The sequence below is a fragment of the Paenimyroides viscosum genome (assembly GCF_003858535.1).
Classification (GTDB): Bacteria; Bacteroidota; Bacteroidia; order Flavobacteriales; family Flavobacteriaceae; genus Flavobacterium; species Flavobacterium viscosum.
This window is the reverse complement of the sequence record NZ_RQTJ01000050.1, coordinates 1-11,409: the sequence shown is the minus strand read 5'-3', so window position 1 is coordinate 11,409 and position 11,409 is coordinate 1. Positions and strand designations below refer to the sequence as shown.

8 protein-coding genes are annotated in these 11,409 nt (G+C 37.1%); 3 read left to right on the top strand and 5 right to left on the bottom strand.

Annotation, left to right across the window (positions count from 1 at the left end; all coding sequences use genetic code 11):
• A partial coding sequence (locus EG242_RS14100) for a SprB repeat-containing protein (protein ID WP_203227736.1) occupies positions 1 to 3,056 on the bottom strand: 3,056 nt, incomplete at its 3' end.
• A 772-nt stretch (positions 3,057 to 3,828) separates the two neighbouring features.
• Here EG242_RS14100 and EG242_RS14095 point away from each other — a divergent pair.
• Positions 3,829 to 5,307: a tetratricopeptide repeat protein gene (locus EG242_RS14095; protein ID WP_124900502.1), complete on the top strand. Its 1,479-nt coding sequence runs from the start codon at positions 3,829 to 3,831 to the stop codon at positions 5,305 to 5,307.
• A 382-nt stretch (positions 5,308 to 5,689) separates the two neighbouring features.
• On the opposite strand, the gene EG242_RS14090 is transcribed toward EG242_RS14095, so the two are convergent.
• From EG242_RS14090 to EG242_RS14075, 4 genes are all read right to left on the bottom strand, one after another.
• Positions 5,690 to 5,881 carry a cold-shock protein gene (locus EG242_RS14090; protein ID WP_124900501.1) on the bottom strand — a complete coding sequence of 64 codons (192 nt, stop codon included), beginning with the start codon at positions 5,879 to 5,881 and terminating at the stop codon, positions 5,690 to 5,692.
• Positions 5,882 to 5,909: 28 nt separating this feature from the next.
• Positions 5,910 to 6,335, bottom strand: coding sequence for a cold shock domain-containing protein (locus tag EG242_RS14085; RefSeq protein ID WP_124900500.1), 426 nt, complete (start codon positions 6,333 to 6,335; stop codon positions 5,910 to 5,912).
• A 28-nt stretch (positions 6,336 to 6,363) separates the two neighbouring features.
• A complete protein-coding gene (locus tag EG242_RS14080; RefSeq protein WP_124900499.1) occupies positions 6,364 to 7,476 on the bottom strand; it encodes a DEAD/DEAH box helicase in 1,113 nt (370 codons plus the stop codon).
• Between the two features lie 1,203 nt (positions 7,477 to 8,679).
• Positions 8,680 to 9,513, bottom strand: a complete 834-nt coding sequence (locus EG242_RS14075) for an RteC domain-containing protein (RefSeq protein WP_124900498.1) — start codon at positions 9,511 to 9,513, stop codon at positions 8,680 to 8,682.
• A 198-nt stretch (positions 9,514 to 9,711) separates the two neighbouring features.
• Here EG242_RS14075 and EG242_RS14070 point away from each other — a divergent pair, with 198 nt between their 5' ends.
• Both EG242_RS14070 and EG242_RS14065 read left to right on the top strand, forming a co-directional pair.
• Positions 9,712 to 10,113, top strand: coding sequence for a DUF7793 family protein (locus tag EG242_RS14070; RefSeq protein ID WP_124900497.1), 402 nt, complete (start codon positions 9,712 to 9,714; stop codon positions 10,111 to 10,113).
• Entirely contained in the window at positions 10,110 to 11,018 is a 909-nt protein-coding gene (locus EG242_RS14065; RefSeq protein WP_124900496.1) for a helix-turn-helix transcriptional regulator, read from the top strand. Before EG242_RS14070 ends, EG242_RS14065 begins: the two co-directional genes overlap by 4 nt.
• Positions 11,019 to 11,409: the final 391 nt, after the last annotated feature.

Here is an 11,409-nt window from a genome sequence, read left to right as displayed (position 1 = left end):
GTTACGTTTGTTGTTGTGGTACAATTGTTGGCATCGGTTACCGTTACCGTGTAAGTTCCTGCTGCTAATCCTGTTGCCGTTGCAGTGGTTTGTGTATTGGTATCGTTCCATAAATAGGTATATGGAGCAGTTCCACCTGATACCGTTACGGTTGCTTCGCCATCGTTCCCATTAAAACATGATACATTCACAACATTGGTTAATGTTATCGATGCTTCTAACAACGTAGGTTCTGCGATTGTTACGTTTGTTGTTGTGGTACAATTGTTCGCATCGGTTACCGTTACCGTATATGTTCCTGCTGCTAATCCTGTTGCCGTTGCGGTGGTTTGCGCAGTGGTATCGTTCCATAAATAGGTATATGGTGCAGTTCCACCTGATACCGTTACGGTTGCCTCGCCATCGTTTCCGTCAAAACAAGAAACATTTACAACATTGGCTAATGCTATCGATGCTTCTAATAAAACAGGTTCTGCGATGGTTACAGTTGTTGTTGTGGTACAATTGTTGGCATCGGTTACTGTTACTTCGTACGTGCCTGCAACAAGTCCTGTCGCTGTTGGAGTGGTTTGATTGTTAACATCATTCCATGAGTAAGTGTATGGAGCAGTACCATTTGTTACGGTTGCTATTGCTTCACCATTATTTCCACCAAAACATGCCACATTTATCGGTACAATGGTTACGTGCAACGGTAAAGGTTGCAAGACTTGTAATACTTGTGTTGTAATGCTAAAACCAGAATTTTCATCTGTAATCGTACACGTATAATTTCCTCCTTGGGATACTGTTATATCTTCTGTAGTTGCGCCATTTGACCATAAATAAGTGTAAGATCCTGTTCCGCCAAATACAGATAAATCAATACTTCCTGTTGAAGTAAAACATAATAAATTATTTATTTGGTGCGTATAAGTAATTGGTGAAACTACAATAACATCAATCTTAGCTCTTCCACTTTCACAACCTACTGAATTAGCTTGGGAAACATAATAAGACGTGGTACCTAACTGATTTGTTGATGGTGTGGGTGCACTTGAACTATAATCACTTCCTAATTCATCTGTATACCATTTTAAGGTTGTTCCAACACCATTTAAGGTTGCTGTTAAGGGTATAGCCGTACTATTTAATTCGTAATAAACATTACTTACTATCGGACTTGTTGGTGGAACATCCACTACTTCTGAATACGTTTTTACATCAATTGCTGTCCAAGACCAGAAATTATGATTCCCTACAGCCCTCACTGATGTAATTGGAATATAGTTTGAAATATCAATTGTTTCTTCACCTGTAAATACACCTAAAGATATATTATTTACAAATAATTCATAACTACCATCGTACCATATTCCATTTGTGTATCTACCAGAGCTTGCTGTAACAACAGCTCCAGATTGGCATGTTGTAAAATTGTTCAGTTCTGATACAGCATTTCCGTTTGTGTAGGTAAAATCTCTATAAGGTAACTCAACTTTTGTACTCACCACTATATTTTCACTGAGTGTACATCCTGCTGCATCGGTAACCGTTAGTGTATAAGTGCCATTTAACAAATCGCTCCTGTCCTTTGTAGTAACGCCATCATTCCAATTATAAGTATAAGGTGCGGTACCGCCTGTAATTGTAGCAACTACATTACTATCATTACAAGTTGAACACATATTGAAGGAAGTTTCCTGTAAATTTATATTTATCACATTAGTCTCTGTAATCGTAAACGTTTCTGTCAATATACAACCGTTCGCATCGGTTACGGTTACTTCGTACGTGCCTGCAACAAGTCCTGTCGCTGTTGCTGATGTTCCGCCAGTTGGTGACCAAGAATAGGTATAAGGTGCTATTCCGCCTGATACAGTAACTGTTGCGGTTCCGTTACTGCTTCCGTTACAAGCTACATTAGTTTGTGAACTTGTTAAGCTTAAAGAACATTGGCTTTCATACGCACCCATATCAATAACATCAACAAAGCGTGGGTTGCCCGCTAAGTCTGTTTCATTACCTGTAATTGCCCCTACGTTAGCTATCCAATGTTGGTTATTTCCTGCATTGATTGCAGGGCTACCATTTACTAGGCTAAAATCTCCGTTAGCAGCATCGGTAAAAACAGTTGAAGCATTAAGTCCAACCCCAAAAAGACAACTATTAAATGTTAAATCAGCAAAATTAGTCCCTACAATTCCATCCCATAAAATTGTATTATAGACCCCCATCCATCCCCATGTGGAATGAATATCTTGAAGACTATTATTATAAAAAGTACAATTTAAAACAGTCACATATCCTGCAGAATCATTATAAATCCCTCCGCCTTCTGTAGTAGTAATATTATTTACAACAAGCCCATTGATCAGTTTAAATTGCGAACCGACATTATACATACCAGCACCATAATTCGCTTTATTTTTAATTATTTTTACGTTCATTATGTCTGACGAAGTATATATATTATATATACCACCTCCCCGACTTTTTTTAATAATTCCTGCATTCACTTGAATTGTAGTATTTCCATCTGCATTTCCATTTGTAATAGTAAAACCATTCAATTCAGCATTTAATGTTGTTGTTGGTGTACCAACTCTTAATACCACATGGTACGCATTATCGGTATCAACATTTGGTATGCCTAAATCGCCGCTTAATATACTGGCATTTGCGGTAAGAGTTAAATCTCTTTCGTTTAAAGTTGTTTCGGTAGCTGCAAAACCGCCGTATAGTTGTACATTGTTTACCATTAAGAAACTTACATCACGTGGGTCTGCCGGGGTTGCCGAAAGGCTTTGTCCATCTTCTGGAGTGTACTTTGGTTTATAGGTACCACCAGCTACCCAAATTTGTAAGGGCGTGGTCGTAAAGTTTGCTTTGTTAGTATTTGCCCACTTTAAGGCATCTGCCAGTTCGGGTATTGCGTTTTGCCAGCTATCTCCCGATTGGTTCCCTCCTGCTACGCCTTGCTTTACGTAAAGGATGCCGGAAGCTGGGGTTATAGTTTGTGCCATTGCTGACACAACAAACAGTAAAAATGTAAATAATAAGTAAAGTTTTTTCATCTATTTTATTGCTTTATTGTTTGTGCCTTCGAGAGCCTCAGGCACCGCGTGGTGGTTGAGGTTCTCGAAACCACCGCTTATTCTTATTCTCGAAACCACTCTTTTCTCTATAACACAAAACTACGCAGTACATCGCTGTAAATACGTTTCGGATTGCTACCAAAGGCATCACAAAATATAAAATTATCATAGCTTCACATAATTTCTTATTTTTCTTAGAGCCTATTTAAATTTGTTCAAATCATTTTACATTATCTTCATTTGAGCGCAACGGCTTGTGGTCGAGAAACCTCACAATTGTTTTTTCAAAGAAATTCTTGCTCCTTCAAAATGACAAAAAATACTTTTTTTGAAATTTAAACAAGCCTTATAACCACAAAATGCTCATTATTTTTAAACGTAAAAATGTAATCAAATATAAACACATATCCTTTTTATGCGATTTTAAAAGGGTGGACAAAAGGGTGGACATTTTTTAAATAATTGATTCTAAATATATTATACGATTTCAATAAAAATCATAAATAGCTTATATTCGTAGAAATATTTTGTTATAAAAACAGTCGTTTACATAATCGCTTTCTTTTTCTTTGTTTCGCTGCGTGTTTCGGCACAAGATCACAATGCACTTTTTCTTACAGAAAATATACAAACGCTACAAAAGGCAACGAGCGAAAATTCACTGAAAGCATCGGTAAAAAGTATTTCAAAAAATGTTTCCTCAAAACAACAACAAGAATTATATATTCTGCAAAAGCTATTTTTAGGAAATATGTACCGTGAGGAAGCTGACAGCCTTAATGCAAAAAGTTCAAAGCTTTACGAAGAAGCTGCGACCTTGGCATCAAATTCTAAAAATATCCCCTTGCAGATATGGGTTTACACACAAACCGGGTTCTATTTTTACACTTACAACCAATATGAAACAGCGCTGCCTTTTTTCCTGAAATCATCGCGTTTGCTAGACAATACTCCCGATGTAGATTTGATTGAAGGTATTGAGGTTTTAAAAAGAAATGCCTACTTTTTTGGAACGATCTTAGAGCATGAAAAAAGCATTCGATATCTAACAAGAGCCTTAAACCTTACAAATACTCGTTCTAAAGATTATGCCACCCTTTTAAACGGTATTGGCAGCTGTTATTTAGATTTAAACGAATTAAGTAAAGCAGAATCGTATCTGCTAAAAGCACAAAAAAGTGCCTTAGAAAACAAAGACACCTTAAGATATGCAAAAGTTTTGGGCGATTTGGCGCGGATTGATATCAAACGAAAAAACTGGGAACAGGCAGAAAAACTTCTGCACCAAGACATTTCCTTATCCGAACAGGCTGGTAGTGACCGAAACACCATGTTTGCACGATTGCAACTTGGTAAAATGTACTGGGAAAAGTCGGATATTGAGAAAGCCTACAACACTTTACAAAAAGTACAGCAATACGCACGTAGTAAAAGTTATTTAAAAGGGTTTGAATACGATGCCACAGAACTGCTTCTACGCATTGCCATACACCAAAAAGATTCTGCAGAAGAGCTTTTACTAAGACGCAGCTTAGATTCGCTAAGTAAAATAATAAATAGTACCGAAGGTAAAGAAGTAATAAGTAACGTTTCCTTAAAAACGCAAAAGGAAAACATATTGTGGGAATTACAGGCAGAGAAATCAAAAGCTGAAAAAGCGACATTTTTTCGCTTAACATGGACTATTATTAGTTTTCTTTTATTGCTCTTTGTAATTTTAATCTATCTATACAATAAACGCAGACTAAAATTGAACAACTTGGAATTCGAACAAAAACTCCTTGTTTTTCAATATGAAAAAATTCAGTCCGAAAAAAAGTTGATTGCTACCAACAATACCTTAGAATCTTATAAAGTTTACCTTACCGAAAAAAACCATCAGATAGAAAAATTAGAAGCAGTTATACAAGAAGACAACAATCATAAATCTAAAATAATAAAAAAACAAACCAATGCGCTGCAACAGTTACTTTCTTCGCATTTAATGACCAATGAAAACTGGCAAACTTTTAAGCAAGCTTTTATTAACGAACAGCCGGCATATTACGATACCTTATTAAAAAGGTTCCCTGAACTTACAGAATCCAACTTACGACTACTTTTATTACACAAAGCATCATTAAACAATCAGGAAATCGCGCAGATAACCGGGGTTACCCTTGATGCGGTTAAAAAAGCAAAACAGCGATTACGGAAGAAATACAGTGAAGCTGTTGAAGAGTTTTTGTAGAAGTTTTTGATGTATGGTGCTTTTTAAAAGGTGCTGCATTCCTTGAACCATACATGAGAGACAACAACCAGCCTTGCTATAGGGCTAGGTAATCATGAAGACGAAAACAGTCGGTATGTATAACGATCCTATTTGATCCTGCATCCACAATACTTACGAAATTCCCTGTTAATCAAGGGGAGACGGCGAATAGATCTGTTTCATAATTTCTTTGAGATATTGTTGTTCTTTATTGTAGTTACGAGATAGTTTCTGCAATAATCCTCCATTCTGCCAAGTAGGAAACTCATCAGTCCTTTCTCTTTAGGATCAGGTATATCCTTAAAAAAAGGGAGCATACAGTTACCTGTATACCCCCTATATGCCAACAAACTCTTTGTTGTTATTTTCTTTTAACGTTTACCGCCATCAAACCTTTTTGTCCGCGTTCTATATCAAAAGTTACGTCGTCGTTTTCACGTACGTCATCCATTAATCCTGAATTGTGTACAAATACATCTTCGTTACCGTTTGCTTGAGATATAAAACCAAATCCTTTAGTTTCATTGAAAAATTTTACTGTGCCTTCTTGCATCTTTTTATATATTAAATTTATTATTCTATTATTTTTTAACTTCAACTGCCTGATATCCTCTCGGGGTCAGTTCTTTTTTATAGCTTACCTTATTGTGTTTTTCAACCGTTACGCTAAGCTGTCCCACATGGAAAAAAATATTTTCCCCAGTTCCGTCCTCCGTTATGAAACCAAAGCCTTTTTCGCTCATATAAGTTACAATTCCGGTAAAATCATCGTTATGATGTGCCGCTGATTCCTGAGCTTTCCTGGCCTTTGCCAAATCGGCATCCCTGTTTTGCAAATGTGGGGGTACTTCAGTAAAGTGACCGTTCACATCCACATACACGATCATGTCGTCAAGGGTTTTTCCTTTATTGTTATTATCCTTGCGGTCGTCTCTTCTTAACTGCTTGTCTTTTAATTTCTTTATTTTTTTCTTGGTATTTTCTTTCTTCGTAAAAGATTCCGCCATGTTGTATCGTTTAAATTAATAATTGTGCCTACTGTATTGCAACCGCCATATTGAAGCCTATAAGTTTTTGTATATTGATCAGTTCCTTTTTTTCTTCGCGGTCGCAAAAAGAAACTGCCGTACCTTCGTAACCTGCCCTTCCAGTCCTACCTATCCTGTGTACGTAGGTTTCGGGGATATTGGGTAGTTCATAGTTTACCACGTGTGGCAACTCGTCTATATCGATACCCCTTGCGGCAATATCGGTAGCAATAAGCACCCTAATCTTAGAACTTTTAAAATCGTCCAATGCCCTTTGTCTGGCGTTTTGAGATTTATTACCGTGTATTGCAGCAGCATGGATACCCGATTTAATTAGGTTCTTAACCAGCTTGTCGGCACCGTGCTTTGTTCTAGCAAAAACCAGCGAGCGGTTGATCGCCTGGTCACCAAGAATATGTACTAGCAGATCGAATTTATCATTCTTTTCCACAAAATACACCGACTGTTTAACCGTTTCTGCTGTAGATGATACCGGTGTAACGCTTATTTCCTTTGGTTTTTTTAGTATTGATTGTGCAAACTTCCTTATATCGTTAGGCATCGTAGCCGAGAAAAACAACGTTTGTCTCTTTGGCGGCACCTTTGCAAGGATTTTCTTCACATCATTTACAAAACCCATATCCAGCATCCTGTCTGCTTCGTCAAGAACCAGTATTTCGATATGTGACAACCTAACACATCCTTGCGACACTAAGTCCAGTAGTCTGCCCGGCGTTGCAATAAGTATATCTACGCCCCTGTTCAGTGCAGCTACCTGCTTTCCTTGCGGTACACCGCCAAAAATAGCCAAGTGTTTCAGGTTCAAGAACGTTCCGTAAGTCTTAAAGTTCTCATCTATCTGTACTGCAAGCTCCCTAGTAGGCGTCAGTATCAACGTACGGATACCTTCAGGTGCATGTTTACTGCTATCCAACAACTGTAGGATAGGTATGGCAAATGATGCTGTTTTACCCGTACCGGTTTGTGCACAACCTATCACATCCCTTCCCTCAAGAATATGCGGTATGGTTTGGTGCTGTATTTCTGTTGCCTTGGTATACCCGGCTTGTGTTAAAGCCTTCATGATAGGCGGTATAATGTTCAATTCTTTAAAATTCATATTCTTCTTCCGGAAAAACCGGTTTTTTCTTTCGATCTTCCCAACTGCCGTCTGCGGTTAAAATAATCGGTGTGTAAAAAAAGCAGTCCTTCCTTACAACAGCAAACAGCGGTTTACCGTTAAGTACGTACTTTTTAGGGCGTCACTACTATAATGACTGCATGCTTTTTTGCAAATTCCTGAAATCCTTCAGACCTTTTATAAAGCCCGTACGACAGCCGGAATAATGCGATGATTTTACTTTTTTATTTTACCTTGGGAAAACTATAAATCCTGTCTGTGCTTTTTTTTGGAGCACATTTCAGATCTGCCAATGAAATCTCATTAAAAATAATAGTGGCAACTGAGGTGAGTCAAGACTGAGAGAGAAAAATTGATGGTTAAACTTTTTCAGAAGAGGCAGAAACAAAAGCCTGTTAATAAATTCTTTACAAAGGTAGAAATTTATTCTAATATTCCTATCTTTTTAATTAAAATATTTAAAAGTTTACTTCAAACCAGTTTATTTTACAATAAAAAACAGCTAAATATGTTGTAACAGCTTGCTTTTGGCGTACCTTTACCAATATGACCGACTTAATAAAATATCCCCTATTTTTTGCTGGCGCCGTTTTAGCGCTTGTTGTACTAGTAATAACGATACAAGAGTTCAAAGGGTTTTATGGCACTGCAAATGCCAGGGGTTCTACAAAATAGAGCTAAAGGTGTGTGGGGTTTTTTCATACATGCCAAGGATAGCGTTTGGTTTGTTGATAGTATGAGATTATTTCGGTAACCATTCTCCATTTCACGTAATTGGCACATTTCGGTTTTTCCGTACTTTTTACGCACAAAAAGTACCAAAAGTGCTTTTATTGCGGTCAAGCTTTTAACGGTCAAAATCTTGTTCGTTAGCTAGCCTATCGCGATTCGACAGGCTCATCGACCTCCCCGATATGCTTTAACGCCAACTTCACAATTTTGACCCCCGCTAAAAGCTTAATACCGCTAGTTCATATACCATTTACGATATTGAGTCAGTAACCTAGCATCTATTTAATAAAGCAGAAGCTTAAAATGGGGTTATTCATACAGCCCACAAAAGATTTGGTTTATATTGTTTCGTCTCAATGTAAGGCGAAGTAATCAGGAGGACAATATGGAAACGTTTCAACGAACTTTTTTTCGTTACCCTTTTACTTACTAAGTTATACGACTCCCCGATCAGGTATATTCTTCTTCTACCCTATTTCGAAAATGATTCAGCAGCTTTACAAGAAACCGTGCGGGTTCAATTTTGCGTCGTTTTATGTCGATGTATTCCCTATAGAGCTGTTCTGTTATCTGTATCTGGAATAGTTCACCAAACTGCTTCGCCAGTTCCTGTACCGTACACTTATCGGTATCTACAGCTCCGTAATAATACAATGCATACACCAACTCCACGGCATCTACTTTGTTGGCTTTCCATTCTAACGGCAGGGTTTCTTTAGGCTGTTCTGCTTGGAACGGTGCTTTGAGTCGGTTTAGCTTTCTTGTATAAAACTCTACTAGTTTTTCACAAGCAGTTATTTTTGCCAACAGCAGTCCGTGCGAGCATGACGATTCCAGATCGGCATTCAAGCTATAAAGCGTAGGTACCGCACCAGAATCAGACAAACGTCTGAAATAACGTTCATCATTATAGGTATGTGTTTTCTTGATGTAATTATAAAATTCTTTTTCTGCATTTATAAAATCTCGCAGAGCGCTTATTTCCTTTTTATATGTTTTAGGTTGCTCCAGATCCATTGGTGAAGCCAAGTTGTAAAAACGTTTTAAGGTGGTAATAAAAATATATTCCTTTATTATTAAAGGTTGAACCTCTTTAAAATACCGTATTTCCTCGACGACCGATGAGAAGACGTACGATCGGATCTTATCATTCATGTCCGTAATTAACCGTTCCATCAACCGTATGTGCACCTCTATTTTTGTCCAACATTCTACTTCATGCCATTCACAAAAGTGATACAGTTCCAAAAGGCTGTTTACGTCAGCCAACATCTTATCAATCATATCCTATTTGTTTTTCAAGGGGTTTTAAAACAACCGGTTTGTTAGGAAACAGCCTGTACCGGTATTTTAAAATTCAAAAAAAAAAAGTTTAAATGCTACAATAACTATAAAAACAATACCTTTTTTACACTTTTTCGTTCCTATTAAACACTTTTATTGATAATAATTTGTAATTTTAAGAATACTAAACAAACTACTATGAACAATTTATCAGAAAACTCCCCTTTTATTGTGACGGAATATGCCGTTTATTCAAAGAAAAACTCCATTGTCTACATTACCTTCAAGAAGAACCTTATTTTAAACCTTGATACAGCAAAAAAGATTGTCCGTGACCGATTAAAATTTCAGGCGGACACAACATATCCTGTTATCTGCGACGTAACTGCGATAAGATCTATAGACGAAAATGCACGTATGTACCTTGCAAGCATCGGATCCCACCAGCTAACCGCAGTAGCGTTGGTTTCGCTAACGCCAACACTTTATGAGATGGGTACGTATTACAAAGAATTTGATACACCAAAATCACCAACCGAAGTATTTAGCAGTATTGAGGCTGCAGAAGAATATATGAACGGACTAACCAGGAAACCATGATTCACTTAACAATCAGTAGAAACCGTTGGAACAACCTTCTAAAAGGAATGTTAGAGGTTGGTAAAGGACGTATAAACCAGCGATTATCCATAGGTTATCGAAACGATAAATTTGAAGGAATTGAAGTTCTATTCAACATGTTGTGCGAGGAACTGAGTCAGCGCCTTCTGCACCTTTCCTTTATAAAGCCGACCGAATTTCAACGCTATATCAACCATTTCGTCATTATTACAGACAGCGAGTTTACTATTACCAACACCTGCACAAATTTTTTGGAACAGTACAATTTAGATCCTTATACTATAAAAGGCAGTTCGTTTTTAAAGCTTGCAGATCCAGGAACAGCATCCTATCTTACGGCGGTATACGGAGTTGGTGATCAGACTGTTGATACAAAACCTAAAATATTGTTACTGAAAGAAGACCGCTTTGCCTATTCTATAAAAAAAATGTACTTAGAGCAACTTTTTGTAATAAGTCTGCACCAAATTTATATTGATAAAAAATATTTTAAGCCACCGCACGAGACTGGCGTAGCTGAAAAAAACCGCTTACTTGAAAATAAGAGGTATGAAGAAGTGATAGAACGCATTAAAACTGAAATAGATACCCTACCATTTTCTAAAAAGCTGGCACTGAAAGACATCGTTAAGAATCACAGTATCAATATCACCCTTTTAAAGAAGCTTTTCAAGCAGCAGTACCAATGTGGTGTATATGAGTATCAGATAAAGTTAAGGATGAATGCAGCCCATGAACTGATTGTTGGAGGGGAAATGCCCTTAAAGAAAATTGCTGCAGATATGGGTTACAGGCAATATTCTGCATTTGTTAAGTATTTTAAGCGTTATTTCAACATACTACCTAAAGATCTTAGGAAGCTAAGCAAGCAGCAGCACGATTGAAGTATGCAAGCAGTGACTTATTTTACTACCGTAACGAAGATACCAAATAAATAAATAATAATGATTATCTGGAACTTTGTACCAAAATATTTATTAATGTATCATAAATTAAATATTGAAACATTTTTTCCTATACACTGTGTGTCATTCCGTGCTTGACACGGACCCGAGCTTGCGAACTGACGAAGTAATCTCATCATTATTTATCTTGTGAGATGCTGACCCTAGCTTGCGAACTGAACGAAGTTAAACAAGTTCAGCATGACACTGACGATAAAACTAAAACTTGGTGTAATCTTTCCGATAATCATTTAAATAATTGTTTAACAATACCCGTAGTGCATTATCAAAATACCGTTTTGTCACAATTTTTGTTTACTACACTTTGTTT

Bases quoted from the DNA above. Each gene is read 5' to 3' on its own strand.
- EG242_RS14095 (WP_124900502.1), top strand. From the start codon at position 3,829: ATGTACCGTGAGGAAGCTGACAGCCTTAATGCAAAAAGTTCAAAGCTT.
- EG242_RS14090 (WP_124900501.1), bottom strand. From the start codon at position 5,881: ATGCAAGAAGGCACAGTAAAATTTTTCAATGAAACTAAAGGATTTGGT.
- EG242_RS14085 (WP_124900500.1), bottom strand. From the start codon at position 6,335: ATGGCGGAATCTTTTACGAAGAAAGAAAATACCAAGAAAAAAATAAAG.
- EG242_RS14080 (WP_124900499.1), bottom strand. From the start codon at position 7,476: ATGAATTTTAAAGAATTGAACATTATACCGCCTATCATGAAGGCTTTA.
- EG242_RS14075 (WP_124900498.1), bottom strand. From the start codon at position 9,513: ATGATTGATAAGATGTTGGCTGACGTAAACAGCCTTTTGGAACTGTAT.
- EG242_RS14070 (WP_124900497.1), top strand. From the start codon at position 9,712: ATGAACAATTTATCAGAAAACTCCCCTTTTATTGTGACGGAATATGCC.
- EG242_RS14065 (WP_124900496.1), top strand. From the start codon at position 10,110: ATGATTCACTTAACAATCAGTAGAAACCGTTGGAACAACCTTCTAAAA.